Raw genomic sequence first — 26776 nt, 5'->3', positions numbered from 1 at the left:
CGCTTTTTTTAAAACCTCCCATTTCTTCCTTGGGCCGTAATGCTGGCCCGCGTCCCCCCCCCCCCCCCCCCCGACCCCCCCCCCCCACTGGCCGGCCCCCACAGAGGGGGGTGTCTTGGCACCAGACATTGGCGGCGGGCGCAAGAGCCAATCGATGCGGCCTTCGATCCTGGCAGAACCCGGCAGCAGCCCGGCAATGGCAAGCGCCAGCGTGCTCTTGCCCGAACCGCTCTCGCCGATGATGGCAAAGCGCTCGCCGGCGGGAATGTCGAGGCTGACACTCTTTAGTGCCGTCACCTCGGAGCCATCGCGGCGATAGGTCACCGTCAGATTGCGGATCGAAAGCAGCGCCGTCACGACAGGCCCCTCCTCACCGCCGTCGTCTCGACGACGCCTTCGCCGGCGAGATACACACCTAGCACCGTGAGCACGAGTGCTATTCCCGGAACGATCGACAGGAACGGCGCGGTGCGCAGCACGGCACGGCCTTCGGCGATCATGCCGCCCCAGGTAACGCGGTTGGGGTCGCCGAGGCCGAGAAAGGACAATGCCGCTTCGGTGAGAATCGCCGCGGCGACGATCACCGACGACAATGCCAGTACCGGCGGCAATGCGTTGGGCAGCACCTCGCGAAAGGCGATCTCCAGCGGATGCATGCCGATGACGCGGGCGCCCGCTACAAAATCGCGCTCGCGGATCGACAGCACTTCGGCTCGCGCCACGCGTGCCGGTCCGGTCCAGGCGCCCAGTGCGATCGCCGCGACGACGACGCCGAGCGACGGCCCGACGATGCTGACGAAAGCCAAAGCCAGCAGAAAAGCTGGCACGGTCTGGAAAGCGTCGGTGATGCGCATCAGCACTTCGTCGATAAGGCCGCCGGCAAAGCCGGCCAGCGTGCCGATCACTGCGCCGACGGCAAGGGCGGCGGCGGCGGCCGCCAGGCCGACCGCCAGCGAGGTGCGGGCGCCGTGGAAAAGCTCGGCCAGCATGTCACGGCCGAGGCGGTCGGTGCCTAGTGGTAGCGACCAGTCCTGGAACGGTGGCAGCAATGCCGGCCCGGCAATGGCCTGCGGATCGCCGGGAAAGAACAAAGGTGCGGCAAGCGCCACGGCAAACAGCGCCGCCAGGATGACAATGCCGGCGATCGCTTCCGGCGTCCGGAGAAAACGGCGAAGCGGGTTCACGCGCCGGCCTCATTGGCTCCGACGCGCGGATCGAGGACGGCGTAGGCGATGTCGACGAGAAGGTTGATGATGACGACCAGAACGGCGCTGACGAGAATGATGCCGAGCAGCAACGGCGTGTCGCGTGCCGCCACCGCTTCCTGCGCCAATCGGCCAAGGCCTGGCACCGAAAAGACGCTTTCGATGACGACGCTGCCGCCCAGCATTTGCGCGGACTGCAGGCCAAGCATGGTGACCAGCGGCAACAGCGCGTTGCGGGCGACATGGGCGAGCACGACGCGACGGCGGGAAAGTCCCCTGGCGCGAGCGGCGAGGACAAAATCCTGCCGCCAGACCTCGGCCATGCCGGCGCGCATCATGCGCAGATAGAGCGCGAGATAAATGAAGCCGAGCGCGGAGACCGGCAGGACGAGATGGCGGGCGATGTCGCCAGCGCGATCAAGGCCGGTCCTGGCCGAGGCGATGCTCTCGATGCTGCCGATCGGAAACCAGCGCAGGTCGACGGCAAAGACGATGATCAGCACCAGCCCGAGCCAGAAGCCCGGTATGGCATAGACCGCCAGCGAGCCGATAGACAGGAAGCGATCACGGACGCTGCCGGGTCTGGCGCCGGCATAGATGCCGAGCACCGAGCCGAGTCCGAAGGAGAGCGCGGTGGCGCTGCCCATCAACAGCAGCGTGTTGGGCAGGCGCTCGGTGATGACATCGCGGATCGGCCGTGAAAAGGTGACGGACTGGCCAAGGTCGAGATGCAGCAGCGCCCAAAGGTAATTGGCCAGCCGCGTCAGCTCAGATTGGTCGAGCCCCCAGCGGTGACGCAACAGCTCGATCATGCCGGCGTCGCCGCCGGTCGAGACGATGTAGGCATCGACCGCATCGCCGGGAGCGGCTTCGAGCAACAGGAAGGTGCCGATGACGACAATCAGCAACACGAAGATGCTGCCGACGAGGCGACGGCGAAGGAGGGTGAGGGCGCGGCTCATGGCGGCGCCGGGTGCTTGGCGCAGTGGCAATTAGGAGATGCGGTGTTTCTTCCCACCCCCCTCTGTCCTGCCGGACATCTCCCCCGCAAGGGGGGAGATCGGATGTCATTAGCGATTTCGCCAATCTTCAACGCAGCAGGCAAATAAGCCGACGTTGCGGCCAGCCAATCTCCCCCTTTGCGGGGGAGATGTCCGGCAGGACAGAGGGGGGTGTGAAGGAACTCGGTATTTGACCAAGTTTCCACACGGATTTCGGCGCGAATTTTCATCCGCCAGAATGTGTCACGATTCTAAATAGGTGTCCGCCCAGTTCGACACCGCCCAGCGCGGGGTGTTGGCGATGTTCTTGACCGTATCGCGGGCGACGCTGATGAAACTCCATTCGGCGACGTTGATCAGTGGCAGGTCGGCGGCAACTTTTCTCTGGAACTCCTTGTAGAGTTCGGTGCGGGCGGCGGTGTCAAGCGTCTCCGATGCCTTGGCGATCAGAGCGTCGAGATCGGCGTTCTTGTAGCCGCCCTGGTTGGAGAAAGGCACCCCGTCGGGAATGCCGCTCTGCACCAGGATGGTGGTCGAGATCGCCGGATCGCCGCGGAACACCGGCGGCCCGACCGCAAGGTCGAAGGCGTGGTCGGTGTAAACCGCCTTGATATGCGCGGCAGAGTCGTTGTTGACCAGCTGGGCGTCGATGCCGATGGCGGCGAGCGCCTGACGAAGATAGTCGCCGAACTGCTTGGTCTCGTTGAAATAGGGCGCCGGCAGCAGTTTCAGCGAAAAGCGCTTGCCATCATCGCCTCGGCTGTAGCCGGCCTCGTCGAGCAAGGCGTTGGCCTTGGCGACGTCGAAAGCATAGGTCGGCACGTCGGCGGTGTAGAATTGCGGGTCGTTTTTCGGCACCGGGCCAGTGGCGGTGGCGGCATAGCCGAGAAACACCGTCTTGACGACGAAATCCTTGTCGATAGCGTGAGCGATCGCCTGGCGCACTTTCAGGTCGGCCAGCTCCTTGCGGCGATGGTTGATCTCGACGACCAGTTGGTAAGTCAGGCCTTCGTATCCTTTGGTGATCACCTTGAGGCCGGGCACTTTGGAGATGCGGTCGAGATCGGCCAGGGGCACGGCGGAGAAGGCGGCGAGCTGGATCTCTTCGGCCTCGAGCGCGCTGGCCGCCGACGTGCGGTCCGGCAGCACCTGATAGATGATCTCATCGAGATAGGGCTCGTCCTTGCCCCAATAGTCGGTGTTCTTCTCCAGCCGGTAATATTCGCCGGGCTTGTATTCGGCAAATTTGAACGGTCCGGTGCCGACCGGGGCGTTGTTGGCCGGGTTGTCCTCGATCTTTCCGGTCTCGTAGATGTGCTTGGGCACCACGCTGCTCAGCGCCGGCAAGGCGTTGCGGATCAGCTGGAACGGGGTCGGCTTGGCGAATTTGAACACGGCGGTCGCCTCGTCCGGCGTGTCGACCGCCTCCAGATCCTTGAACACGGTGCGGCCGAGATTCTGCAGCGGTTTCCAGACCTGCAGCGCCGAGAAGGCGACATCGGCTGAGGTGAAGGGCTTCCCGTCATGCCATTTGACGTCCTCGCGCAGTTTGAACGTCACCGACAGGCCGTCGGCGGCGCCTTCCCAACTGAGCGCCAGCCGTGGCTCGAGCCCGTCCTTGCCGCCGAAGGAGGCCTCGGCCAAGGTTTCCACGATCTTGCTCGAGATGAAGAAGACGCCGTTCGAGGCGACAATCGCCGGATTGAGATTGCGCGGCTCGGAATCAGCGGCGACAACCAGTCGTCCGCCCTTTTTCGGCGTCTGCGCCCAGCCGATCGTCGGCATGGCGGTGGAGGCCAGCAGCAATGCCGAACCCGCAAGCATCGTACGCCTGGAAATGGTGAACTCTGGCATGATCGAACTCCGTCCTCTCCGCGACCCGGCCGGGTGCGCCGTACCCCTCGGACGCTCGTGAGCATCCTGCAAAGCTGATTATGGCCCTTGTCCGGGGTTTCGCCAGAGACGGAATTGGCGCATCCTCACGTGGCTTTGAAATTTCCGTCCGCTGGACCAGTTACAGGGAAGCGGTCCAATGCGCTGATCTGGCCGGACCAGATTAGACCATGCCGGTAGCGGAATGAGCTTTTGGCGCCCGCTCGACCCATTCTGGCTGGACCAGACCGGGCAAAATGATGCAGATTTGAGGGGAGCCAAGGCTCTAAAACCAGAAAGGCCGGCGCCACGTGCGGTCGGTCATGGCACTTCAGGGAGAGAGACAATGAACGTTGCTCCGGGCAAGAATGTCGTCGGCAGCGTGCCGTTCGACCAGGCCAGGGTGGACGGGCTGATGGAGGAAGCCGGCATCGACGTGCTGCTCGCCACCTCCAAGCACAACACGCAATATCTGCTTGGCGGCTACAAGTTCATCTTCTTCGCCGCCATGGATGCGATCGGCCATAGCCGCTATCTGCCTGTCGTCGTCTGCGAGAAAGGCGGGCCGGAGCATGCCGCCTATATCGGCAACCGCATGGAGGGCGGCGAGCACCAGAACCATCCGTTCTGGACGCCGACACTGCATGCCGCCTGCTGGGGCACGCTCGATGCCGCCAACCTGGCGGTCGAGCATTTGCGGAAGATCGGCAAGGGCAGTGCCCGCATTGGCATCGAGCCCGCCTTCCTGCCGTCCGACGCCTATATGCTGATCCGCAACGCGCTGCCGGACGCCAAGCTGATCGACGCCACGCACATGCTGGAGCGCATGCGAGCAATCAAAACCGAAGCCGAGCTGGAGAAGCTGCGCATTGCTTCGGAGCTGATCACCGATTCCATGCTGGCGACCATCGGCTGGGCACGCGAAGGCACAACCAAGAGCGAGATCATCGAACAGCTCAGGCGCGAGGAGACCAATCGCGGCGCGCATTTCGAATATTGCCTGTTGACGCTAGGCTCCAGTCACAACCGCGCGGCCTCGCCGCAAACGTGGAAGAAGGGCGAGGTGATGTCGATCGATTCCGGCGGCAACTACCACGGCTATATCGGCGACCTTTGCCGCATGGGCGTGCTGGGTGAGCCTGACGCCGAACTCGAGGATCTGCTGGCCGAGATCGAGACGGTGCAGCAGGCGGCCTTCTCCAAGGTAAAGGCGGGCACGCTGGGCGGTGACATGATTTCTCATGCCGAAGGCGTGCTGAAGAAATCCAAGGTTGCGGCCTATACCGATTTCTTCGCGCATGGCATGGGGCTGATCACGCACGAAGCGCCGTTCCTGATGACCAACCATCCGGTGACCTATGAAGGCACCTATGCCGCAAAGCCGCTGGAGAAGAACATGGTGCTTTCGGTCGAGACGACCATGCTCCACCCGACGCGCGGCTTCATCAAGCTGGAGGACACGGTGGCGGTGACCGGCGCCGGTTACATTATGTTCGGCGATCGGGGTAGGGGCTGGAACAGGGGCGGGGCTTAGGCGCCGTCTATCTCAATTCCCACCTGACGGCAGCAGCCTGAAATCCGGCAGGTCGCGCAGTGCCAATTCCGGCCCGGCCGGCGAATAGACGACGAAAAGCTGCATCGGCGCGTCGCCGGTATTGAGCGTCGAATGGAAGCGGCTTTCCGGCACATAGATGGTGCAACCGGGGCCGACCTTCTCGACGACCGGATTGCCCTTCTCGTCTTCGACCATCTGCTCGCCATTGCCTGAGATGACGAAAATGATCTCCTCGGCACCCGGATGGTTATGACGCGTATGGCCCTTGCCCGACGGCAGGTCGACGACACCACCGGAAAAGCGCTTCGCGCCGTTCACTTCGGGAGCGACCGTCAGCGACAGCCTGCCCCAGTCGAAGCCGAAGGCGCTGACGTCTTTTGGGTATACGAACACCTTGCTGTTGTCGGTCATCGTCTCACCCCTTCTTCTACGCAGCGCCGAACGTGACGGCCTTGAAATCCGCCGTTTGCCTGGCGATCGAAGCTTCCGCCGGCAGCCGTTCCATCGAACTCGCGCCGTAGAAACCGTGCAGGCCCTTGCAGCGCTCGAGAATATATTTGGCGTCGTCCGGCATCGAGATCGGCCCGCCATGGCAAAGCAGGATGATATCCTCGCGCACTGAGCGTGCCGCTTCGGCAATGGCGTCGATCTCCTTCACACAATCGTCCAGCGATTTAGCCGAGGTCGCACCGATCGAACCGCCGGTGGTCACCCCCATATGGGCGACGACGATGTCGGCGCCGGCATGTGTCATGGCGCGAGCCTCGTCTGGATTGAAGACGTAGGGCGTGGTCAACAGGTCGAGTTTGTGAGCCTCGGCGATCATGTCGACCTCGAGCCCGAAGCCCATGCCGGTTTCTTCAAAACTCTGCCGCATCTGGCCGTCGAACAGGCCGATGGTCGGAAAGTTCTGCACACCGGAAAAGCCCATCGTCTTCAACTCGGCCAAAAGCAGCGGCATGATGACGAAGGGATCGGTGCCGTTGACGCCGGCCAGCACCGGCGTCTTCTTCACTACCGGCAGCACTTCGTAGGCCATCTCCTTGACGATCTCGTTGGCGTTGCCATAGGCGAGCAGGCCGGCGGCCGAGCCGCGCCCGGCCATGCGGTAGCGGCCGGAATTGTAGATGATGATCAGGTCGATGCCGCCAGCTTCCTCTGCCTTGGCCGACAGGCCGGTGCCGGCACCGCCGCCGACGATCGGAACGCCGTCCGCGATCATCTTGCGGAATTTCTCCAGGATTTTCTTGCGCGGTATGGCGGCCATATCTTGGTGTCTCACTGTCTGGCGATGTCGAGGAAGGCCGTTGTGGCGGCCCAGGCGAATTCGGGGTCGTTGATATGCAGCGGCAGGCGCAGAACGCGCCGCGTTTTGGCGGGTTTGATGGTGCGCTCGATCGCCTCGAACAAAGCTGCATCGGCTTCAGGGTCGAAGAAGGCGCCGCCTTCGATGTCGAGCGCCGACACGCCTTTCTCCGGAATGAGGAAACGAACCGGACCCTGGCAGAGGCTCAGCCTTGTACCGATCCATTCGCCGATCATTCTGCTTTCGTCGGCGGTGGTGCGCATCAGTGTGACGTTTGGATTGTGCTCATAGAATAGCCGGCCGCGATAGCGTTCCGGAATTGTTGGCGGCGCCCAGAAATTGACCATATCGAGCGCGCCGACCGAGCCGACATAAGGCAGCCCGGTGCGGGCGATGGCACCAAAGCGATCGTCCGTCGCCGGCAGCACGCCGCCAAACAGCAAGTCGCAGACTTCGGTCGTGGTGATGTCGATGACGCCGGACAACAAGCCGCTGTCGGCCAATTTTTCCATGGTGCGGCCGCCGGTTCCAGTGGCATGAAATACCATACAGTCATAAGTCGAACGAAGTTCGTCGGCGATGGCGGTCACGCACGGCGTGGTGACGCCGAACATGGTGAGGCCTATCGAGGGTCTGCCGTCGGCCGGCGGCGCCGGCTTTGCCGCCATGCCTGATATCGCCTGGGCGGCATTGTGGAGCACGACACGGGAAAGCCGGTTGAGGCCGGCCATGTCGGTCACCGACGGCATCATGACGATGTCGGAGACGTCGACATAAGGCGCGGTGTCGCCGGAGGCCAAGGTCGAAACCATGATCTTGGGCAGGCCGAGCGGCAGCGTGCGCATGCCTGTGGTGATGATCGAGGTGCCGCCGCCACCGCCGATGCCGATAATCCCGGCAATATCGCTACGCGATTGAACAAATCGGGCAAAGGCGGCAGCCATCGCCGCCACTGCGGTGCCGTGGTCGTCGACGCCGAGCACGGCATTGCGACCCTCTGAATGGTGGCTGGCGACCTCGTCTGCCGAAACATCGACCGGCACGGTCGCGCCGCGTGTTCCGATGTCGACACGGGCAATCGAAGCGCCGGTTGCGGCGACCGCATCGGCCAGAAAAGCGAGTTCCTCGCCCTTGGTGTCGGCGGTGCCCACCACATAGATGCGCTTCATCGCGTTTCCCCGGTCCTGGGCGTGTTCGACGCTGCCGCCCCTTTGCCCGGCCATTCGACGGCGCGAAGGGCCATTGCAATTTTTTGAGACGCGCGTATCGTATTGACATGAATGTCTCACGTCAACAAGCGGCAACGGACGACGATGCCGGCCAGGGGCCGAACCCGCGGGTAGAGCGCGGGGCCCGCGCGCGCACCAGGCGGCTGATGCTGGAGACGGCGACAAAGCTGATGCAGGCGGGCGCCACGCCGTCGGTCAGCGAGGTGGCGGAGGCGGCGGAAGTCTCACGCGCCACCGCCTATCGGTATTTTCCGAGCCAGGCGGCGCTGGTGCAGGCGGTGGTCGATGAGGGGCTCGGACCGATCCTTACCTGGAAATCGAGCTCTGCCGATCCCGAGCGCCGGGTGGCCGAGCTGTTCGAGACCGCCATGCCGCGCATCGAGGCCTTCGAAGCGACGTTCAAGGCGGCGCTGAAACTGTCGCTCGACCAGTGGGCGCAGCGACAGGCAGGCACGTTTGACGGCGAACCGGCGTTCACGCGCGGCCATCGCGTCGATCTTTTGAAAGATGCGATTGCGCCACTCAAAGGCCGGTTGCCGCCGCGCGAATTCAAGCGGCTCGCGCAGGCGCTGTCATTGATCTTCGGTGTTGAGATGCTGATCGTACTGAAGGATATATGGGGATTGGACAGCCGCAGTATGATGTCGGTCGCGCAATGGGCCGCCAGCGCGCTGGTACGCGCAGCTGTGACGGAATCGATGATTGAAGGAGATGGGATCGCACCGATGACAGCCGCTAGATGACGCCAATCTGGTTCGACCAGATTTGCACCCTGCCTACTCATACTATTGGCGATGCAGCGGCCGAGGCAAGGCCCCTCTGTATCAAGGAGTAGGAAAATTCAGGGAAAACAGGCAGATATCGCAGAAACCAACTTGTCTGCGTGTCCGCCGCCGTCCAAGAAAGGGCTTGACGTTCGTCTGAAATTGGTAATACCAGATCAGGACAAATAAAGCGGATCAAAGGGTGAAGGCTAATGTCCGTTTCGGTCGAACGAGGAGGCTCAAAAACCGGAACGGTGCCGTCACGGGAGGACTACCAGGGCCGGCCTCGCCGCCGGCTCGCATGACGCGGTAGAATGCGCACAAGGGAGGAAATCATTATGCGCAAGACAATGACCAGCTTGCTTGCTGGTATCGGCTTAGTGCTAGCCTGCGGAACGTCCGTCTACGCGCAGGAAAAGGAACTTACAATCTTCTGGGCGGAATGGGATCCGGCCAATTACCTGCAGGAACTCGGCAACGAGTACGAGAAGGAAACCGGCGTCAAAATCACGGTGGAAACCACACCGTGGCCCGACTTCCAGACCAAAGCCTTCACCGAGTTCAACGCCCATGGCGACGCCTATGATATGGTCGTCGGCGACTCGCAATGGCTCGGTGCCGGCTCGACCGGTGGCCACTATGTCGACCTGACCGACTTCTTCAACAAGCACAAGGTCGGCGACGTGATGGCACCGGCGACGGTGAAGTACTACGCCGAATATCCGGGCGGCAGCAGCAAGTACTGGGCCATTCCGCTTGAAGGCGACGCCGTCGGCTGGTCCTACCGCAAGGACTGGTTCGAGGATCCGAAGGAAAAGGAAGCCTTCAAGGCCAAGTATGGCTACGATCTCGACGTGCCGAAGGATTTCAAGGCGCTGCGCGACATCGCCGAGTTCTTCTACCGGCCGGACCAGAAAAAATACGGCATCGCCATCTACACCGACAATTCGTATGACGCGATGGCGATGGGCTTCGAAAACGCGCTGTTTTCCTTTGGCGGCGAGCTGGGTGATTATAAGACCTACAAGGTCGACGGCTTCATCAACTCCGACAAGGCGATCGCGGCGCTCGACGCCTACAAGGAACTCTACAAGTTCACGCCTCCGGGCTGGGCCAAGTCGTTCTTCGTCGAGGACAACCAGGCGATCACTGAAAACCTGGCCGCGATGAGCATGAACTACTTCGCGTTCTTCCCCTCGCTGATCAACGAGGCGTCGAACCCGAACGCCAAGAACACCGGCTTCTTCGCCAATCCTCCCGGCCCGAACGGGGACCAGTTCGCCGCACTCGGCGGTCAGGGCATCTCCATCGTTTCCTACTCGCAGAAGCAGGAAGAGGCGACCAAGTTCCTGGAATGGTTCATCAAGGACGAGACCCAGAAGAAATGGGCAGCGCTTGGCGGCTACACCTGCAGTGCCGCCGTGCTCAAGTCGCCCGAATTCCAGAACGCCACGCCCTACAACAAGGCGTTCTACGAGACCATGTTCAAGGTCAAGGACTTCTGGGCGGTTCCGGAATATGCCGAACTGCTGCAGCAGCTCAACCAGCGCATCTATCCCTACATGATCGGCGGCGAAGGCACCGCCAAGGAGACGCTGGACGCACTGGCAGCCGACTGGAACGCGACCTTCAAGAAATACGGCCGCGGCCAATAAGTATGAGTTTCACGGAGGGGGCGTTCGTGCCTCCTCCGTTTCTTTTTCTGATTTTTGAACCGGGAGCAGGGTCTTGGCGACCACGATGATCACCACGCTGGACACGACCTCGCGGGCCGCCGCTCGCGGTCTAAGCGACATTTCGATCCGCAATCTCTTCATCATCCCGACGATCCTGTTTCTGATCGTCTTCAACATCTTCCCGCTGATCTATTCGCTGGGCTATTCGTTCACCGATTTCCGCGCCTCGACCAGCGCGGCGGCGAATTTCGTCGGGCTGCAAAACTATCGCGACCTGCTCAGCGATCCCTATGTCTGGTCCAACTTCGCCATCACCGCAAAATACGTCATCATCTCGGTCGCCGGCCAGCTGCTCGTCGGCTTCGGCGTGGCCATGCTGCTCAACCGCGACATTCCGCTCAAGGGCCTGCTGACGACGCTCCTGTTGTTGCCGATGATGCTGTCTATGGCCGTCGTCGGCCTGTTCTGGAAACTGCTCTACGATCCGTCCTTCGGCATCATCAATTATGCGCTGGGCCTCGGCACCTTCGAATGGCTGTCGGATCCGAAAATGGCGCTCTATGCGGTCGCGCTGACCGATATCTGGATGTGGTCGCCCTTCGTCATGCTGTTGTCGCTGGCCGGCCTGTCGGCCGTGCCCAAGCATCTCTACGAGGCCGCCGCGATCGACAGGGCCGGGCCGTTCTACACCTTCTTCCGCATCACGCTGCCGCTGGTCGCGCCGATCCTGATGATCGCGGTCATCTTCCGCACCATGGAAGCGTTCAAGACCTTCGACCTCGCCTATATCCTGACCAGCCAGCCGACGGCCGAGCTGATCTCGATCCGGCTCTACAAGATGGCGTTCCAGGAATGGCAGACCGGGCGCTCCTGCGCGCTCGCCTACATCGTGCTGATCATGGTGCTGGCGATCACCAACATCTATGTCAAATACCTCAACAAGGTGAAGGAGCGCTGAGATGGCCGCAGTCCGCACTTCTTCCGAAATCACCTTCAACCGGGTCGCCATCGTCGCCGTCCTGCTGGTGACGATCATCTTCCTGGCGCCGATCTACTGGATAGCCTCGACGGCGTTCAAGCCGCGCAACCTCGCCACCACCATTCCGCCGACGGTGGTTTTCCAGCCGGAGATATCGCCCTTCGTCAAGTTGTTCACCAAGCGTTCGCAGCTGCGCAGCCCGCCATCACCGGAGGAGTACGCGGCTGCGCCGTGGTGGGAGCGCGTCGTCTTCAATGGCGGCGAAAAGATCGTGCGCGACGGCAAGGGCCAGGTGCAGTGGTCGGGCTATCCGAGCCGTTTCATGAACTCGCTGATCGTTGCCATAACCTCGACCGTCCTGGCCGTCGGCATGGGCACCTTCACCGCCTATGGGTTCTCGCGCTTCAAGGTGAAAGGCGAGGCAGACCTGCTGTTCTTCATCCTGTCGACGCGCATGCTGCCGCCGGTGGTCGTCGCCATTCCGATGTTCCTGATGTACCGGGCGGTCGGCCTCAACGATTCCCATGTCGGCCTGATCATCCTTTACACCGCCTTCAACCTGTCCTTCTCGGTGTGGCTGATGAAAGGCTTCATGGACGAGATCCCCAAGGAGTATGAGGAGGCGGCCCTCGTCGACGGCTATACGCGCATGGAGGCCTTCTTCAAGATCGTGCTGCCCGAGGCCGCCACCGGCATCGCCGCCACCGCCGTGTTCTGCTTTATCACGGCGTGGAACGAATATGCCTTCGCACTGATCATGACCAGCCGCCGTGCCCAGACGGCGCCGCCTTTCATTCCCAGCCAGGTCGGCGCCGGCCTGCCGGACTGGACGGTGATTGCCGCCGGAACCTTCCTGTTCCTGCTGCCGGTTGCGATCTTCACCTTCCTGCTCCGCAACCATCTGCTGCGCGGCATGTCCTTCGGAGCGATCCGCAAATGAGTTTTCGCGACATCAATCAGAAATATCTCGAACCGGGCAGCCAGGTGCTGATGGTGCTCGGCATCATCGCGCTCTGCCAGCCATGGCACATGCTGCTGCACAGCTACGGCGTGACCATCATCCTGATCGGCCTGATCGGCTTCAACATCACCTCCAAGATCGCGCCGGAGGAGAAGGCCGGCACCGGGCAAGGGGCAAACCCGGGGGCACAGCATTGACCCAGATCGAGCTTCGCGGCGTCCAGAAATATTTCGGCGCCGTCCAGGTCATCAAGGACCTCAACCTGAAGATCGACGATAACGAGTTCATCGTGCTGCTCGGCCAGTCGGGCTGCGGCAAGACGACGACGCTCAGGGCCGTTGCCGGACTGGAGACGATCGACGGCGGCGACATCCTCATCGACGGCAAGCCGGTCCAGCACCTCAAGGCCGCCGACCGCGACATCGCCATGGTCTTCCAATCGTTCTCGCTCTATCCGCATATGAGCGTCTACGAGAACATCGCCTTTCCACTGAGGGCGACGCGCAAGAGCAAGGCCGAGATCGACAGCGAGGTGCGCTCGGTCGCCAAGACGCTGCAGATCAGCGATCTCCTCGCCAAGAAACCGTCGGCCCTGTCCGGCGGCGACATGCAGCGCGTCGCGATCGGCCGAGCCTTGGTGCGGCGGCCGAAGGCGATGCTGATGGACGAGCCGATCGGCGCGCTCGATGCCAAGCTGCGCGAGGAGATGAGGGCCGAGATCAAGCGGCTGCACATCAAGCAGGGCTCGACCAGCATCTACGTCACTCACGACCAGATCGAGGCGATGAGCCTCGCCGACCGCATCGTCATCATGCATGAGGGCGTACTGCAGCAGGTCGGCTCGCCGGACGAGGTCTATTCGCATCCGGCGAATCTTTTCGTCGCGCAGTTTGTCGGCAGCCCGGTGATGAACGTCGCCGACGCTTCGGTGACCGAGAAAGCCTCGTCGGCCTCGGTCACGGTCGGCGATGCGGCCGCCGGCTTCGAATTCCCGCGCACCTTGCTGTCGAAGCTCAACGGCCATGCCGGCGGCCAGCTCGCGCTCGGCATCCGGCCGGAAGGCGTTCTCGTTCGCCGCGAAGCCGCCGAGGGGTTCTTGCCGGTGGAGACGCAGATCGTTGAGCCGCTCGGCTCCTTCGATATCGTCGACCTCAAGGTCGGCTCCAAGATGCTGCGTGCACGCACCAAGAGCGGCTTCATCGGCGGCCCCGGCGAAAGGGTCTTCGTCAGAATCGATCCCAGCCAGGCGCATTTCTTCGACACGGCGAGCGGCAAATCGCTGGGAGTGAGACTCTGATGGCCCACATCCAGCTCAAGAACATTTCGAAGAGATTCGGCAACCACACCGCTTTGACCGGGCTCGACCTCGACATCGCCGACGGCGAGTTCTTCGTCCTGCTCGGCGAGACCGGCGCCGGCAAGACGACGACGCTGCGCATGATTGCCGGCCTGGAAAAACCGAGCGAAGGCCAGGTCTTTATCGACGGCGTCGATGTCGCCGATTGGGGCGCGGCCGAGCGCGACGTGGCGCTGGTGCTGCAGCAATATTCGCTCTATCCGCGTTATACGGTGCGCGAAAACCTCGAATTTCCGCTGAAGCCGAAGATCCGCCGGTTGCCCGATGCCGAGATCAAGGATCGTGTCGACCGCGCTGCCAGGACACTGCGGATCGAGCATCTGCTCGACCGCAAGACCGACCGGCTTTCAGGCGGCGAGATGCAGCGCGTCTCGATCGGCCGCGCCATCGTGCGCAAGCCGCGGGTATTCCTGATGGACGAGCCGTTGTCGGCGCTCGACGCCAAATTGCGCGAGGCGCTGCGCACCGAATTGAAGAACCTGCAGATGCAGCTCGGCGCCACCTTCCTGTTCGTGACGCACGATCAGATCGAGGCGATGTCGATGGGTGACAAGGTCGGCGTGCTCAACCATGGCCGCATCGTCCAGACCGGCACGCCGTACGAGATTTACAACAATCCGCGCGACACCTACGTGGCGAGCTTCGTCGGCTCGCCGCCGATGAATCTCATCGACGGCAAGCTTGTTAACGGGCGTGCGGTGATGGCACCGCTGAATTTCGAATTGCCGTTTGCGGGGGGTGCCAAGACTTCGGGGGGTGCCAAGACGGGCGCGGCGACCGACGGTCGCCCGCTCGTCTTCGGTATTCGTCCCGAGGACGTCTATCTCGAGACCGGCGCGCCGGTCGAGGCGCGGGTCCATGACGTCGAGAACCATGGCGTCGAGAAGATCCTGACGCTGCGGGTCGGCGACGCCATGCTGCGCGCCACTGTGCCGGCCAGGACCGACGTGCAGATAGAGCAGCCGGTGCGCTTTGCCTGGAACCCGGACAAGGTGGTGCTGTTCGATAAGGGCAGCGGAATAAGCCTGCGTCACGCCGGCTAAGTACAAGCCTCTTTACTGCAGCTAGAGCGGGATGCGTTCAAATTGACCGTGCATCCCGCTCTATCTATCTGTTTTAGTCGCATTTGTGCGACGCCGTGTGATTCCACTTGGCTGCGAAATGCTCGAGTCTTCCCGTCATCCCCCGTACGGGGGATGCGGATGCTCCGATTTGTCGAATAGGCTGATCCTTTGGTCCCAAACGGGCTTTGAGCCCAATTTGGAGGCCCAAAATGGAGGGTTGGCTATGGGAAATCTGTTCCGCAGTTTTGCTGCGATCCTGCTTGTCGCCGGTATGGGATTGTCGGCCGCACATCTGGGCGAGGCGCAGGCAGCCAAGAAAGTTGTCGCCGGCGCGAAGGTCGACGCCAAGAAGATCAAGGATCTCAACGGCACGGTCAATCTGTCCACCAGTGACTGCAAGCTGTTGTTGAGCGGCACCGTTGTCGAAGTCTCGGATGGCAGGTGCGGGGCTTCCGGCAAATATTGCAAGAGCAGCGCCGGCTCGGCCTGCATCACCGAGCAATAACCCGGCCAACGTTTAGCCGGCCTGGCGGATCTCCGCCTGTTCCTCGGCCCGGAAATGGCTGGGCGGCGATCCGATTACCCGCTTGAAGGCGCGGCTGAAGGAGGCGTCGGATTCGTAGCCGAGGCGCGCCGCGACGACGGAAATCTTGAGCCGGTCGCGGACCAGCCATTGCCGCGCCTGGTGCATCCGTACCTGCGTGACGTACTTTGCCGGTGTTTCGCCGACAATGGTTGCGAAGCGCTCGGCGAAACCTGATCGCGAGGCGCCCATCATCTTCGCCAGAGCGTCCACCGTCCAGTCGCGGCTCGGTTCCAGATGGATCGCGGCCAGCACCCGGCCGATCTCGCGGTCCCTCACCGCCGCGATCCATCCGGAAGAGTCGCCGCAGCCGCGCTCGACCCATGAGCGGATGAGGGTCGCGGCGAGCACATCGGCTAGCCGCGCCAGGATGCCGCCGGAGCCGACGCGTTCCATCGTCACCTCGCGGGCCATCGCCTCCAGCAAATGCGGGATACCTGGCTCATAGGCTTCCAACTCATGCGCGCGCATCACGTCCGGCATCATGCCGAGCAAGGGGTGCAAGCCATCGAGATTGAAATACATGCTGCCGAAAAACAGCAAGGTGCCCGGACGGCAGCCGGGCACGCCGTCATTCGACATGCAATAGACACCCTTGCAGATCTCCTCGACCTCATAGCCGTGGATCGGCGCCGCCTCGATACCCGGCTCGCTCGCCAGCGTGTGGGCTGAACCGCGCGGCAACAACACAGCGTCGCCCGCCTTGAGCTCGACCCAGTCGCCGGACGGCTGCAGCAACCAGCAGCCTTTGCTACCGATGAAATGAAACCGTGCCGCCGCCTGAGCCGGAAAATGGATGCCCCAGGGTTCCTTCATCTCGCAACGGCCGTAATCGACGCCTTCGAGGCGCAATCCGCGCAATATGTCTGTCAGCGGATCACCGGTGACAGGGATTTTGGACGAACGGTCAAGCATAATGGTGTTTCTAGCATGGAAACTCCGGACAGTCACTCCCTATGTTGCACTGCAGCCAGATGCTGCGCTGCAACCAGATCGGAGATCCCTCATGACCGAACCCGCGACAGGCGTCATGGACGCCGTTCTCGACGCATCGGAAACCGGCGAACGGTCCGAGCCCGCATGGGGAGCGGTGGTCTCCCTGGCGCTCGGAGTCTTCGGCCTGGTGACCGCAGAATTTCTGCCGGCCAGCCTGCTGACGCCGCTTGCGCAGGATCTCGGCATCACCGAAGGCGCCGCCGGGCAGGCGGTAACGGCCACCGCCGTCATTGGCGCGATTGCGGCGCCGACCATGGCCATTGTCACCAAGCGGCTGGACCGCAGGCTGGTCATGTGGGCGCTGACGGTGCTGCTTGTGCTGTCAAATCTGGTAGCCGCGTTTGCGTCGTCGCTTCCCGTTCTTCTGATCGCCCGCATCATGCTTGGCATTAGTCTCGGTGGCTTCTGGTCGATGTCGGCAGCCATGGCGATGCGGCTCGTTCCGATGCGGCTGATGCCGCGCGCCATGTCGATCATCCTCACCGGGGTTTCGGTGGCGACGGTCTGTGCGGCTCCGGTCGGCGCATATGTCGGCGACATCTGGGGATGGCGGACGGCCTTCATGATCGCCGCCGTGGTCGGCGCGCTGGCGCTGCTGGTGCAGGTGGCTACCATTCCGAAGCTGCCGCCGGCAGGTACGGCAGGTTTTCGCACGCTGCTGGAGGTGATGAAGCGGCCGATGATCAGGGTGGCACTGCTGGTGGTGCTGCTGGTCGCCTCGGGACACTTTGCCGGCTTCACCTATGTCCGCCCGTTTCTCGAGAAGGTGCCCGCGCTGGACATCGAGACGATCTCGCTTGTGCTGCTCGCCTACGGCATTGGTGGCTTCTTCGGCAATTTTGCCGGCGGCTTCATGGCGGAACGCAGCCTCAAGGCAGCCGTCAGCCTGGCGCCTCTGCTGATCGCGTTTTCGGCGCTCCTGCTGCTGGTGGTCGGAGGCTCACCCGTCGTGGCTGCAATAGCGGTGGCCAGCTGGGGCTTTGCCTTCGGCGCCGTCCCAGTCGGGCTGCAGACCTGGCTGGTGCGAGCCGCCCCCGATCAGGCGGAAAGCGCCGGCGGGCTGATGGTCATGACGTTCCAGGTCGCCATCGCGTTGGGCGCCGTCTTCGGCGGCCTGCTGGTCGACAATACCGGCGTTGCCAGCGCCTTCGCGTATTGCGCGGCGGCGACGTTGCTTGCGGCATTGGCGGCGTTCTTCCTTGGCCCCAAGCCGATCGACGGTCCCAAGGACTAAAGCGCGTCGCACTCGATCGGCCTTATGCGACGCGCTTTAGATTCTTTTTTTTATGCATGTCGTTATCACAAAACCGCTGCACACTTTTGCGCGACATGCATTAGACGGAACGGCCGTCGAAGTCGAAGACCGGCACGGCGGCGACGTCCAACGCCTCGATGCAATGAATGTTGATATAGGCACTTCGCCCGCTCCCTTCGCCGACATCCTCGGCGAAGGGGTGAATGCCGCAGCTGCGGCAGAAGCGGTGGGCGATGACATGGTTGCCGAAGCTGTAGCGGCCGAGATCATCGCCCCAGGCAAGCACCCGCATGCTCTCATGCGGCACTGCCCATAGCAGTGCACCCTTGCGCGTGCAGATCGAGCAATTACACCGTACGGCTCCGGTCAGCTCGCCTTCGACCTCGAACGCGACCTTGCCGCAGTGGCAGCTGCCTTCGTAGAGCATCGGGCCTTCCTCGTGCGGTTCGACAGGTGCAAACCTGACCGTGCCGGGCTATGTCTCCTGCGGCCAGTTTGTGGCTGCTACATTAAGACGTTGCAAGCGTGCGGAGTCCGACACCGAAAATGCAATCAGCCCGTGATCGCCTGGAAGCAATTGTTTCGCGTCTTGCTGCTCGCGTGGGCGATGAGAGCGTTTTCGCAAAGCTCTATCCTGAAGCAGCACGGGCGGCGGCCGACGCCGCCGATGCGCGGCGAAAAGCCGGCGTCACGCTCGGGCCGCTCGATGGGGCGATCACCTCGATCAAGGATCTGTTCGATGTCGCCGGCGAGCCGACGACGGCGGGCTCGCTGCTGCTCGCCACGGCAGCGCCGGCGTTGCGGGATGCCATTGTCGTGGAACGGTTGCGCCAGGCCGGTGCAGTCATCCTCGGCAAGACCAACATGACCGAGTTCGCCTTCACCGCGATCGGCGTCAATCCGCATTACGGCACGCCCGGCAATGCAAGTGATGCCCGCCGTATTCCGGGCGGCTCGTCCTCAGGCGCCGCGGTTTCGGTCGGCGAAGGCACCAGCGAAATCTCCATCGGTTCCGATACCGGCGGATCGGTGCGCATTCCGGCATCGTTGAATGGCGTCGTCGGTTTCAAGCCGACGGCGCGGCGCGTGCCGCTCGCGGGTGCGTTTCCGCTGTCGGCCACGCTGGACTCGATCGGTCCGCTGGCCCGCACCGTCGCCGAATGTGCGGCGGCCGACGCAGTGATGGCGGGCGAAAACCTGGCGGCACTGTTGCCGCTTCCGCTGGACGGCCTGCGCATCGGTATTCCGCGCGGCGTGCTGTTCGATGATACGGAGGAAGAGGTCGCGACGACGTTCGACCGGTGTCTTCGCAAGATGGAGCTTAGCGGCGCACGGCTTGTGGAGTTGTCGATCGACGACCTGCTTGTCGATCTGCGCGCGGCAACCAAACGCGCCTCGATCGCGGCAATGGAAGGGGCGGAGATCCATGCCGACTGGCTGGCGACGGGAGCGACGATGCCGGTCGACCCGAGGGTAAGCGGGCCATTGTCGCGCGCCGCCGCCATTCCGGCCACGGTCTATATCAGAGCAATGCGCCGTCGCGCAGCACTTGCCGCCGCGATGGATGACCGGCTGGCGTCGGTCGACGTGCTGGCCCTGCCGACCACGCCGATGACCGCGCCGACGATCGTCTCGATGACCGGCGACGAGGCCCTGTGCGACAGGACGGAAGGCCTTCTGCTGCGCAACACGCAGGTCGCCAACCAGTTCGATCTTTCAGCCATCTCGCTGCCGATGCCCGGAATGATGCGTCCGGCCGGGCTGATGCTGGTGGCGCGCAATGGCCATGACCACCACCTGCTGCGGATCGCCGCTGCGGTCGAGGCACTGCTTGCAAATTGATCCGATAGCGCGTGTCAGCGCGACGAGCAGTGGCCGCGCTCGTTGTCCTTGGCGGTGCGCTCGATGCTGGTGGCAACCAGCCAAGGCAGGGTGTATCGCTTGCCGTTGAAGGTCCGGGTGCGGTTCTCGATCGAGCCGACAACAACGACCTTGCCGGCATAGAGCTTGTCCGAAAGATCGAGGCCCTTGTCTTGCTGCGGCAGGCGATCGATGTCGATCGAAACGCCTTTGACGAACTTGCCGGTGTCGAGGTCGAGCGCGCTGTTCGATGGACAGGGTGCCATCACGCAGCGCAAGCCGTTGTCGCAGAACACGTAGCTGCCCTGTCCGTTGGCCAAGGCATGCGCCGCCGCCATGCAGACACTGGCGGTCAGCAGGAATTTTGTGGTGTTTCCCATACCGGCAACGTCGCTGGCGAATTCGGGAAAATTGAGGCGTAGCCTGCGCTTTAGAAATCGGCAGGGAACCGCCGCCGGTAGTGCTCGACCACTTCGGGATTGCGCAGATTAACCGGCAATCTGTTGGCCAGCACCAGCAAGGCTTCGCCAGCCGCGCCGACGCCCATGCGCATCATCGACTGTTCGGTGATCCCGGCCATGTGCGGGGTGACGATGACGTTGTCGAAGCCGAAGTAGGGATGGTTGGGCGGCAGCGGTTGTGTCGCAAAAACGTCGAGCGCGGCGCCGCCGATGCGGCCCTTCTGCAGGGCCTCGATCAGCGCGTCGTCGTCGATCACCGGCCCGCGCGAAACATTGATCAGCAGCGCATCCGGCTTCATCCGGTCGATACGTTCCCGGCTGATCAGCCCCCGCGTTTCGGGCGTCAGCGGGCAGCACAGAACGATGATGTCGCTCTGCTCGATGAGCGCATCGATCGACAAGAAGCCGACGCTGTCCGGCGCCGGCCGCATGCTGCGCGTCGTTGCCACCACATTCAGATCGAAACCATGGGCGGCGATGTGGCCGACCGCCTGGCCAATTGCGCCGAGGCCGACAATGCCGATCGTCTTGCCGGCAAGCTCATTGGCCATGACGGTGTGTTCGCGGCCGGCCAGCCAGCCCTTCGCCCGCAAGTCGCGGTCCAACACACGAAAGCGCCGAAGCAGCGCCAGTGCCGCGAACATCACATATTCGGCGACCGAGCGCGCGTTCACTCCCGGAACGTTCGCCACCAGCACGCCCGCCGCGTTGGCCGCTTCCATCGGTACCATGTCCAGCCCGGCGCCGTGGCGGATCGCGGCCCTGAGCCTGGTCGCGCCTTCGAAAAGCGCCGCAGGCAACGGAGCGCGAACAATGATGACATCGGCGTCCCTTGCCTCGGCGGCCAGCGTGGCCGCGTCGAGAGCGGAGGCAACGACGAGTTCGCCGGCCCCTGTCAGCATGGAAGAGGCACGGGGGTGCAGTCTGTGTGTCGACAGGATCTTGGGCATTTCAGGCCTTTTCGAGCGCTGGGCTTTGCGGTTCCGCCTCACGCCCCTCGATCAGCCCCTTCCAATAGCTTTCGGCGCCTTGCAGATGAGCGCTCATCAGCGCCTGGGCGAGGTTGCCGTCGCGGCGCAGCAGCGCCTCGTAGATCTGGATGTGCTCGGCATGCGAGCGCACGCTGCGTTCGGGATCGTTGAAATAGATCGGCAGGCGCATCTCGCCCATCATGTAGTAGACGCTGCAGACATTGTGGAACACACTGTTCTTGGTCGCCCGCACGATCTCGAGGTGGAACTCGCGGTCTTCCCTGGCAAGGCCTTCGCCGGCCGCTATGCGATCCTCTGAGGCCTTCAGGATCTCGCGCAGCCGCTCGAAATTCTCCTCGGTGGCGCGGGAACAGGCAAGTTCGGCGGCCTTGATCTCGTGGATCTTCCGCAACTCGACCGTCTCGTAGATCTGGACAGGATCGAGCGGCAGGCCGGCGCGGGCGAACAGCGCCATAGCCTCGACGCTCGCCTGCTTTGTATCGATGTAGATGCCGGACTTCGCCCGTCGTTCGACGATGCGCATGGCCTCGAGAATGGCCAGCGCCTCGCGGATCTGACCGCGGCTGACGCTGAAATGCTCTGCCAGTTCGCGCTCCGACGGCGTGCGGCCCGTCTCCTTGTCCGAATGGGAGAACAGGTAGGCGGCGAGTTCCGCGAGAAGGTTCTTTTCTTTCATGTCAGCCGTGTTGCGCGTGCGCCTCCAGGAACCGCTCCGAAATAGTGAATCCCAGCCCGGGTCTATCAGGGATCGCTACCATACCGTCCTTTGCTTCGACAGTCTCTTCGATCAGATCGTGGATCATCGGGTTGGCCCCGAGTGAATATTCGACGGTGAAGCTCGCCGGCGAAGCGGCGCAAACATGCAGCCCGGCAAAAAAGCAGGGCGCGCCCGCCCAAAGGTGCGGCGCAAAGCGCAGATTGAAGGCGCTGGCGATGGTTCCGATCTTCATCGCCTCGCTGATGCCGCCGCAAAAGGCCGGATCCGGCTGGAAGATATCGGCGGATTTGAGTACGGCGAGATCGCGGAAGGCGTAGCGCGTCGCCTCACTCTCGCCGGTGGCAATCGGGATCGAGCCGCAGGCGCGCACCTCAGCCATGCCGCGCTTGTCGTCGGCGATCACCGGCTCCTCGAACCAGGCGAGATCGAGGTCGCCGGCGAGATGGATGAAGCGCTTGGCTTCGGCCACCGTGTAGGTGCCGTGCGCGTCGACCATCAGGTCGATGTCGGGACCGAGCGCCTGTCTTGCAGCGCGGACGCGGGCGGCGGAGACGTGCGGGGCGCCGTCCATGGCGCCGACGCGCATCTTCAGCGCCTTGAAGCCGCCCTTGGCGACGTAGGATTGCAGCTGATCGCCGATGGCTTCCGCAGTGGCCCAGCCGCCGGAAGCATAGGCCGGCATGCGGTCCAGCTTGCGGCCGCCGAGCAGTCGCCAGACCGGAACGCCGAGTGATTTGCCGAGAATGTCCCACAATGCGATGTCGACGGCGCTGATAGCGGCGATGCTCATGCCGCGTCGCGCCAATTGCGGCATGGCGTGGCCGGCGCGGGCGGCGCTGTCGTGACGCGCGCCATTGTACAGCATCTCCCAGATGACGCCGATGTCGGCCGGGTCGAGGCCGACCAGCTGCGGCCCGACCTCATGGTTCAGCAAATGGACAAGGGCGCCGTAGCTGCCGGCGCTGCCGGCGGCGTTCTTGCCTTCGCCCCAGCCGACAAGCCCGTCGTCGGTTTCGATGCGCAGGATGGCGGCGTCGAACGTCGCCACCTGACCGAAGTCGCTGCGGTGCTGCTTCGCGGCTTCGATCGGTATGCGAACCCACCAGGCTTGGACCGTCTTGATGCGCATGTTCATCCTCGGCCCGGCCGCTGTGAGGCGGAAGGGCTTTTTCCAAACGGCTTGGCTACTTGATCAGCGGCAGCAGCGTTTCCGCATTGATGCGCATCTGGTCAGTGTAGAATTTTTCCGTGAGCACGCTGGAGCCGTGGTCCTGAATGAATTTCAGCTGCTCTGGCGAGATGTCGACCGGATTGCGTTCGACCATGTCGGGATAGGGGGCTGCCGGCGTGCGGTCGACTGGGGCGACGAATTCATTGGTCAGCGCGCCGTCATAGCCGATCTCCTTCAGCGTGCCGACAATCTTCGGCCAGTCGATCTGCCCGAGGCCGGCAGCGAAGCGGTTGTTGTCGGCGACATGGAAGTCGTACAGGCGCTTGCCGACCTGCCGGATGGCGTCATAGACGTTAAATTCTTCCATGTGGATGTGGTAGGCGTCGAGGCAGACGCCGCATTCGGGGCTGACCGCATCGGCAAGGGCCAGTGCCTGGGCGCCGCGGTTGAACAGGTAGGTTTCGAAGCGGTTGAGCGGCTCGACCGCGATCTTGACGCCGACCTTCTTGGCGTGGGTGAAGCATTCCCGGGTGGCGTCGACCACCCATTTCCATTCCTCTTCCTCGGTGCCGTCCGGCACGACCTTGCCGACGGTGGCGGGAACCAGCGTGATGATCTCGCCGTCGAGCTCGCTGACCATGGTCAGCACGTCCTTGACATATTGCACCGAGCGCTCGCGCTGGCCCTGGTCCTTGGCGGCGAGATTGCGCTCGCCCAGCATCAGCGTCACCGCTCCCCAGCAACGGATGCCGTACTCGTTCAGCAGCGCGCGTGTTTCCTTGGTCTTGTACTGTTCGGGTTCGCCGGAAATCTCGATCGACTCATAGCCGAATTTCTTGATGCGCTTGAGCGTCGTTTCCAGCGGCTCCGCCCGCATCCAATTGTGCGTCGAAAGATGCATGGTCTATCCTTCCCAGAATCGCCTGTACCAGTTCGCCTGCGACGCACTCTGCCGAAGTGCGCTGCATGATTCCTCCCCAAGGCCTCCCAGCATTTTTTTGGCAAACTGGTTCGACCAATTGGGCTTGATGGGAGGTCTACAGTAATTTCATCTGGACGGCAAGAAGTGCTACCATCAAGCGCCGTCTCTTGCTTACAGCATTGATTACGTTGAATTATGTTGGGCAGCTCGGCATGGTTGCAGGACTGCGGCCGCGCGTCAAATGGCTTGACCAGATTTCGGCATTTGGTAATACCAGAATAGCGGCGCCGAGCGCGCTGTGCAAAGAGACCAAAGAGGCTGGCCCTGTTTTCAATCGGCGCTATGCTTGGTCGCGAAACATAGGGAGATGCCGATGCCGATGCCGACGACGATGAAGGGGCCTGGTCTGTTCCTGGCGCAGTTTGCGGGCGACGCCGCTCCGTTCAACTCGCTGGCCTCGATCACCAAATGGGCGGCCGGTCTGGGCTACAAGGGCGTGCAGATCCCGACATGGGACGCCCGGCTGTTCGATCTCGAGAAGGCAGCGTCGTCGAAGGCCTATTGCGACGAGGTGAAGGGCATCTGCGCCGATGCCGGCGTCGAGATCACTGAACTGTCGACGCATCTGCAGGGTCAGCTGGTGGCGGTGCATCCGGCCTACGACGCACAATTCGACGGCTTCGCTCCACCTGCGGTGCACAACAATCCAAAAGCCAGGCAGCAATGGGCGGTCGAGCAGATGAAGTTCGGCGCCAAGGCGTCGAAGAATCTCGGGCTCAAGGCGTCGGTGTCGTTTTGCGGGGCGTTGGCCTTCCCTTACCTCTACCCGTGGCCGCAGCGGCCGGCGGGATTGATCGAGGAAGCATTTGCCGAACTCGGCAAGCGCTGGAAGCCGATCCTCGACGTCTATGACGAGAACGGCGTCGATGTCGGCTACGAAATCCATCCGGGCGAGGACGTGTTCGACGGCGCGACATTCGAGATGTTCCTCGATGCGGTCGGCGGCCACAAGCGCTGCAACATCAACTACGACCCGTCGCACTTCCTGCTGCAGCAGCTCGATTATCTCGAATTCATCGACATCTACCACGAGCGGATCAAGGCGTTCCACGTCAAGGATGCCGAGTTCAATCCGACCGGGCGGCAAGGCGTCTATTCGGGCTACCAGAGCTGGACCAACCGTGCCGGGCGGTTCCGCTCGCTCGGCGACGGACAGGTGGATTTCGGCGGCATCTTCTCCAAGCTTACCCAATACAACTATGATTCATGGGCGGTGCTGGAATGGGAATGCTGCCTGAAGCACCCGGAGGATGGTGCTGCCGAGGGCGCTCCCTTCATCCAGCATCATATCATCAGGGTTACGGAAAAGGCATTCGACGATTTCGCCGGCGGCACGACCGACAAAAAGGTGCTGCGCGGGATGATGGGGATCTAACACAGCTTTCCCTCCCCCTTGAGGGGAGGGTCGATCCGCGCAGCGGATCGGGGTGGGGTCGCTGGGTTGAGCTCGGCATTGACCGACCCTCCCGGCCCTTCGGGCCACCCTCCCTCAAGGGGGAGGGGTATCTCAGACAACGAGGGAGAAAATCATGGTCGGCGCATCGAAGGCGGAAACCGGGGGCGGTCCGATCCGCTACGGCATGGTTGGCGGCGGACAAGGCGCCTTTATCGGCGCGGTGCACCGCATCGCGGCGCGCATGGACAACGAGTTCGTGCTGGTCGCCGGCGCGCTGTCATCGAATCCGGAGCGCGCCAAGGCCTCGGCGGCCGAGCTTGGGCTCGATCCGGCACGCAGCTACGGCTCCTATGCCGAGATGGCCAAGGCGGAGGCCAAGCGGCCGGACGGCATCGAGGTGGTCGCCATCGTCACGCCGAACAATGTGCACGTGCCGGCTGCCAAGGCTTTTCTCGAGGCCGGCATCCACGTCATCTGCGACAAGCCGCTGGCGACGACGCTGGCCGAGGCAAAGAAGCTGGCGGCGCTGGTCGAAAAGACCGGCAAAGTGTTCGTGCTGACGCATAACTACACCGCCTATCCGATGGTGCGGCAGGCACGCGAGATGGTGGCCAAGGGGCAGCTCGGCGATATCCGCATCGTGCAGTCGGAATATCCGCAGGACTGGCTGACCGAGGACCTGGCCGCCACCGGCCAGAAGCAGGCTGCGTGGCGCTCAGACCCCAAGCAGGCGGGTGCGGGCGGTGCGCTGGGTGATATCGGCACCCATGCCTACAACCTTGCCCGTTTCGTCTCCGGGCTGGAGCTCGATTCGTTGTCGGCCGATCTCGATGCCTTCGTGCCGGGGAGGCTGCTCGACGACAACATCAATGTGCTGCTGCGCTTCAAGCCGGTCGGCGGGTCGCACCCGGCCAAGGGCATGGTCTGGGCCAGCCAGGTGGCGCCCGGCCACGAGAACGGGCTGAAATTGCGTATCTACGGCTCGAAGGGCGGGCTCGAATGGGTGCAGGCCGACCCGAACTATCTCTGGTACACGCCGTTCGGCGAGCCGAAGCAGTTGATTACCCGAAATGGCGCCGGCGCGCTCCCCGTCGCGGGGCGCGTCAGCCGCGTCCCGCCAGGGCATCCGGAAGGCTATCTCGAAGGTTTCGCCAACATCTACCAGGAAGCCGCGCGGGCTATTCGTGCGGCGCGCCGGACGGGCGGCAAGCCGGCTAAGGATGTCGTCTTCCCAACCGTGCAAGACGGCGTCGAAGGCATGGCCTTCATCGAAGCCTGCGTGAAGTCGTCTAAGAAGAATGGGGCGTGGACGAAGCTTTGAAGGGGTGGTGATATTCAGGTGAGGCCGGCCTGCAAATGGCAGTTTTCCTGCGCTTCCGGTGCTCACGTACCA

Annotated in this window: 27 protein-coding genes; 13 read left to right on the top strand and 14 right to left on the bottom strand. The window is 62.9% G+C overall.

The window, feature by feature from the left end; translation table 11 throughout:
• From NKH91_RS03245 to NKH91_RS03230, 4 genes are all read right to left on the bottom strand, one after another.
• Positions 1–357, bottom strand: a 357-nt coding sequence (locus tag NKH91_RS03245) for an ATP-binding cassette domain-containing protein (RefSeq protein WP_352950947.1), incomplete at its 3' end; no start/stop codon positions are given.
• A complete protein-coding gene (locus NKH91_RS03240) occupies positions 354–1184 on the bottom strand; it encodes an ABC transporter permease (RefSeq protein ID WP_023722306.1) in 831 nt (276 codons plus the stop codon). The genes NKH91_RS03245 and NKH91_RS03240, both read right to left, overlap by 4 nt.
• Positions 1181–2167 (bottom strand): ABC transporter permease, encoded by a 987-nt coding sequence (locus NKH91_RS03235; protein ID WP_352644027.1) that lies wholly within the window; start codon positions 2165–2167, stop codon positions 1181–1183. Before NKH91_RS03235 ends, NKH91_RS03240 begins: the two co-directional genes overlap by 4 nt.
• Before the next feature lie 282 nt (positions 2168–2449).
• Positions 2450–4060 carry an ABC transporter substrate-binding protein gene (locus NKH91_RS03230; protein ID WP_352484964.1) on the bottom strand — a complete coding sequence of 537 codons (1611 nt, stop codon included), beginning with the start codon at positions 4058–4060 and terminating at the stop codon, positions 2450–2452.
• A 364-nt stretch (positions 4061–4424) separates the two neighbouring features.
• On the opposite strand from NKH91_RS03230, the gene NKH91_RS03225 reads away from it, so the two are divergent.
• The gene (locus NKH91_RS03225; protein ID WP_352847297.1) at positions 4425–5612 is read left to right on the top strand and encodes a M24 family metallopeptidase; all 1188 of its coding nucleotides are present in this window, start codon (positions 4425–4427) and stop codon (positions 5610–5612) included.
• A gap of 12 nt (positions 5613–5624) precedes the next feature.
• Here the strand turns inward: NKH91_RS03225 and NKH91_RS03220 are convergent, their stop codons facing one another.
• The 3 genes from NKH91_RS03220 to NKH91_RS03210 are packed head-to-tail and all read right to left on the bottom strand — an operon-like array spanning position 5625 to position 8108.
• On the bottom strand, positions 5625–6044 hold the full coding sequence (locus NKH91_RS03220; RefSeq protein ID WP_023722310.1) for a cupin domain-containing protein: 420 nt from the start codon (positions 6042–6044) through the stop codon (positions 5625–5627).
• A 16-nt stretch (positions 6045–6060) separates the two neighbouring features.
• Complete coding sequence (locus NKH91_RS03215; protein WP_352495528.1) at positions 6061–6900, bottom strand: phosphoenolpyruvate hydrolase family protein; 840 nt, start codon at positions 6898–6900, stop codon at positions 6061–6063.
• Between the two features lie 11 nt (positions 6901–6911).
• Entirely contained in the window at positions 6912–8108 is a 1197-nt protein-coding gene (locus NKH91_RS03210; protein WP_023722312.1) for a Tm-1-like ATP-binding domain-containing protein, read from the bottom strand.
• Positions 8109–8215: 107 nt separating this feature from the next.
• Here NKH91_RS03210 and NKH91_RS03205 point away from each other — a divergent pair, with 107 nt between their 5' ends.
• From NKH91_RS03205 to NKH91_RS03170, 8 genes are all read left to right on the top strand, one after another.
• Positions 8216–8911, top strand: a complete 696-nt coding sequence (locus NKH91_RS03205) for a TetR/AcrR family transcriptional regulator (RefSeq protein WP_023722313.1) — start codon at positions 8216–8218, stop codon at positions 8909–8911.
• Positions 8912–9270: 359 nt separating this feature from the next.
• On the top strand, positions 9271–10587 hold the full coding sequence (locus tag NKH91_RS03200) for an ABC transporter substrate-binding protein (RefSeq protein WP_023722314.1): 1317 nt from the start codon (positions 9271–9273) through the stop codon (positions 10585–10587).
• A gap of 73 nt (positions 10588–10660) precedes the next feature.
• Positions 10661–11566 (top strand): carbohydrate ABC transporter permease, encoded by a 906-nt coding sequence (locus tag NKH91_RS03195; RefSeq protein ID WP_352847300.1) that lies wholly within the window; start codon positions 10661–10663, stop codon positions 11564–11566.
• A 1-nt stretch (position 11567) separates the two neighbouring features.
• On the top strand, positions 11568–12527 hold the full coding sequence (locus NKH91_RS03190) for a carbohydrate ABC transporter permease (protein ID WP_023722316.1): 960 nt from the start codon (positions 11568–11570) through the stop codon (positions 12525–12527).
• Complete coding sequence (locus NKH91_RS03185; RefSeq protein ID WP_023722317.1) at positions 12524–12745, top strand: hypothetical protein; 222 nt, start codon at positions 12524–12526, stop codon at positions 12743–12745. The genes NKH91_RS03190 and NKH91_RS03185 overlap by 4 nt, the downstream gene beginning before the upstream one ends.
• Positions 12742–13845, top strand: coding sequence for an ABC transporter ATP-binding protein (locus NKH91_RS03180; protein ID WP_352484972.1), 1104 nt, complete (start codon positions 12742–12744; stop codon positions 13843–13845). The genes NKH91_RS03185 and NKH91_RS03180 overlap by 4 nt, the downstream gene beginning before the upstream one ends.
• Entirely contained in the window at positions 13845–14948 is a 1104-nt protein-coding gene (locus NKH91_RS03175) for an ABC transporter ATP-binding protein (protein WP_352847302.1), read from the top strand. Before NKH91_RS03180 ends, NKH91_RS03175 begins: the two co-directional genes overlap by 1 nt.
• A gap of 244 nt (positions 14949–15192) precedes the next feature.
• Entirely contained in the window at positions 15193–15474 is a 282-nt protein-coding gene (locus NKH91_RS03170) for a hypothetical protein (RefSeq protein WP_023721992.1), read from the top strand.
• Positions 15475–15486: 12 nt separating this feature from the next.
• Here NKH91_RS03170 and NKH91_RS03165 read toward each other — a convergent pair whose 3' ends face one another.
• Entirely contained in the window at positions 15487–16467 is a 981-nt protein-coding gene (locus NKH91_RS03165; RefSeq protein WP_352847305.1) for an AraC family transcriptional regulator, read from the bottom strand.
• 91 nt (positions 16468–16558) lie between these two features.
• Here NKH91_RS03165 and NKH91_RS03160 point away from each other — a divergent pair, with 91 nt between their 5' ends.
• Positions 16559–17782, top strand: coding sequence for an MFS transporter (locus tag NKH91_RS03160; RefSeq protein ID WP_352847308.1), 1224 nt, complete (start codon positions 16559–16561; stop codon positions 17780–17782).
• Positions 17783–17882: 100 nt separating this feature from the next.
• On the opposite strand, the gene NKH91_RS03155 is transcribed toward NKH91_RS03160, so the two are convergent.
• On the bottom strand, positions 17883–18230 hold the full coding sequence (locus NKH91_RS03155) for a GFA family protein (protein ID WP_352495522.1): 348 nt from the start codon (positions 18228–18230) through the stop codon (positions 17883–17885).
• A 119-nt stretch (positions 18231–18349) separates the two neighbouring features.
• Here NKH91_RS03155 and NKH91_RS03150 point away from each other — a divergent pair, with 119 nt between their 5' ends.
• Positions 18350–19645 carry an amidase gene (locus NKH91_RS03150; RefSeq protein WP_352483635.1) on the top strand — a complete coding sequence of 432 codons (1296 nt, stop codon included), beginning with the start codon at positions 18350–18352 and terminating at the stop codon, positions 19643–19645.
• A gap of 14 nt (positions 19646–19659) precedes the next feature.
• Here the strand turns inward: NKH91_RS03150 and NKH91_RS03145 are convergent, their stop codons facing one another.
• From NKH91_RS03145 to NKH91_RS03125, 5 genes are read right to left on the bottom strand one after another with little or no spacing between them, the layout of a single operon-like run.
• Complete coding sequence (locus NKH91_RS03145) at positions 19660–20043, bottom strand: hypothetical protein (protein WP_023721986.1); 384 nt, start codon at positions 20041–20043, stop codon at positions 19660–19662.
• 50 nt (positions 20044–20093) lie between these two features.
• Positions 20094–21074, bottom strand: a complete 981-nt coding sequence (locus NKH91_RS03140) for a hydroxyacid dehydrogenase (RefSeq protein WP_352717437.1) — start codon at positions 21072–21074, stop codon at positions 20094–20096.
• A gap of 1 nt (position 21075) precedes the next feature.
• The gene (locus NKH91_RS03135) at positions 21076–21792 is read right to left on the bottom strand and encodes a FadR/GntR family transcriptional regulator (protein WP_352483633.1); all 717 of its coding nucleotides are present in this window, start codon (positions 21790–21792) and stop codon (positions 21076–21078) included.
• A gap of 1 nt (position 21793) precedes the next feature.
• Positions 21794–22963, bottom strand: a complete 1170-nt coding sequence (locus tag NKH91_RS03130) for a mandelate racemase/muconate lactonizing enzyme family protein (RefSeq protein ID WP_352495521.1) — start codon at positions 22961–22963, stop codon at positions 21794–21796.
• Positions 22964–23018: 55 nt separating this feature from the next.
• The gene (locus tag NKH91_RS03125) at positions 23019–23906 is read right to left on the bottom strand and encodes a sugar phosphate isomerase/epimerase family protein (RefSeq protein WP_023721982.1); all 888 of its coding nucleotides are present in this window, start codon (positions 23904–23906) and stop codon (positions 23019–23021) included.
• 400 nt (positions 23907–24306) lie between these two features.
• Between NKH91_RS03125 and NKH91_RS03120 the strand changes: the two genes are divergently transcribed.
• Both NKH91_RS03120 and NKH91_RS03115 read left to right on the top strand, forming a co-directional pair.
• Entirely contained in the window at positions 24307–25362 is a 1056-nt protein-coding gene (locus NKH91_RS03120) for a sugar phosphate isomerase/epimerase family protein (RefSeq protein ID WP_031194931.1), read from the top strand.
• A gap of 154 nt (positions 25363–25516) precedes the next feature.
• Positions 25517–26704, top strand: coding sequence for a Gfo/Idh/MocA family protein (locus NKH91_RS03115; protein WP_023721980.1), 1188 nt, complete (start codon positions 25517–25519; stop codon positions 26702–26704).
• Positions 26705–26776 lie beyond the last annotated feature (72 nt).

Source organism: Mesorhizobium sp. M0894 (genome assembly GCF_040319725.1).
GTDB lineage: Bacteria > Pseudomonadota > Alphaproteobacteria > Rhizobiales > Rhizobiaceae > Mesorhizobium.
Note: the sequence above shows the minus strand (reverse complement) of the source record. Positions and strands in the feature narration are given on the sequence as shown.

Excerpts from the sequence above, each read along its gene's own strand:
- NKH91_RS03185 (WP_023722317.1), top strand. The coding sequence starts at position 12,524 with ATGAGTTTTCGCGACATCAATCAGAAATATCTCGAACCGGGCAGCCAG.
- NKH91_RS03145 (WP_023721986.1), bottom strand. The coding sequence starts at position 20,043 with ATGGGAAACACCACAAAATTCCTGCTGACCGCCAGTGTCTGCATGGCG.
- NKH91_RS03120 (WP_031194931.1), top strand. The coding sequence starts at position 24,307 with ATGCCGACGACGATGAAGGGGCCTGGTCTGTTCCTGGCGCAGTTTGCG.
- NKH91_RS03215 (WP_352495528.1), bottom strand. The coding sequence starts at position 6,900 with ATGGCCGCCATACCGCGCAAGAAAATCCTGGAGAAATTCCGCAAGATG.
- NKH91_RS03230 (WP_352484964.1), bottom strand. The coding sequence starts at position 4,060 with ATGCCAGAGTTCACCATTTCCAGGCGTACGATGCTTGCGGGTTCGGCA.
- NKH91_RS03140 (WP_352717437.1), bottom strand. The coding sequence starts at position 21,074 with ATGCCCAAGATCCTGTCGACACACAGACTGCACCCCCGTGCCTCTTCC.
- NKH91_RS03115 (WP_023721980.1), top strand. The coding sequence starts at position 25,517 with ATGGTCGGCGCATCGAAGGCGGAAACCGGGGGCGGTCCGATCCGCTAC.
- NKH91_RS03210 (WP_023722312.1), bottom strand. The coding sequence starts at position 8,108 with ATGAAGCGCATCTATGTGGTGGGCACCGCCGACACCAAGGGCGAGGAA.
- NKH91_RS03130 (WP_352495521.1), bottom strand. The coding sequence starts at position 22,963 with ATGCGCATCAAGACGGTCCAAGCCTGGTGGGTTCGCATACCGATCGAA.
- NKH91_RS03155 (WP_352495522.1), bottom strand. The coding sequence starts at position 18,230 with ATGCTCTACGAAGGCAGCTGCCACTGCGGCAAGGTCGCGTTCGAGGTC.
- NKH91_RS03125 (WP_023721982.1), bottom strand. The coding sequence starts at position 23,906 with ATGCATCTTTCGACGCACAATTGGATGCGGGCGGAGCCGCTGGAAACG.
- NKH91_RS03220 (WP_023722310.1), bottom strand. The coding sequence starts at position 6,044 with ATGACCGACAACAGCAAGGTGTTCGTATACCCAAAAGACGTCAGCGCC.
- NKH91_RS03225 (WP_352847297.1), top strand. The coding sequence starts at position 4,425 with ATGAACGTTGCTCCGGGCAAGAATGTCGTCGGCAGCGTGCCGTTCGAC.
- NKH91_RS03165 (WP_352847305.1), bottom strand. The coding sequence starts at position 16,467 with ATGCTTGACCGTTCGTCCAAAATCCCTGTCACCGGTGATCCGCTGACA.
- NKH91_RS03160 (WP_352847308.1), top strand. The coding sequence starts at position 16,559 with ATGACCGAACCCGCGACAGGCGTCATGGACGCCGTTCTCGACGCATCG.
- NKH91_RS03235 (WP_352644027.1), bottom strand. The coding sequence starts at position 2,167 with ATGAGCCGCGCCCTCACCCTCCTTCGCCGTCGCCTCGTCGGCAGCATC.
- NKH91_RS03205 (WP_023722313.1), top strand. The coding sequence starts at position 8,216 with ATGAATGTCTCACGTCAACAAGCGGCAACGGACGACGATGCCGGCCAG.
- NKH91_RS03175 (WP_352847302.1), top strand. The coding sequence starts at position 13,845 with ATGGCCCACATCCAGCTCAAGAACATTTCGAAGAGATTCGGCAACCAC.
- NKH91_RS03135 (WP_352483633.1), bottom strand. The coding sequence starts at position 21,792 with ATGAAAGAAAAGAACCTTCTCGCGGAACTCGCCGCCTACCTGTTCTCC.
- NKH91_RS03170 (WP_023721992.1), top strand. The coding sequence starts at position 15,193 with ATGGGAAATCTGTTCCGCAGTTTTGCTGCGATCCTGCTTGTCGCCGGT.
- NKH91_RS03190 (WP_023722316.1), top strand. The coding sequence starts at position 11,568 with ATGGCCGCAGTCCGCACTTCTTCCGAAATCACCTTCAACCGGGTCGCC.
- NKH91_RS03150 (WP_352483635.1), top strand. The coding sequence starts at position 18,350 with ATGCAATCAGCCCGTGATCGCCTGGAAGCAATTGTTTCGCGTCTTGCT.
- NKH91_RS03200 (WP_023722314.1), top strand. The coding sequence starts at position 9,271 with ATGCGCAAGACAATGACCAGCTTGCTTGCTGGTATCGGCTTAGTGCTA.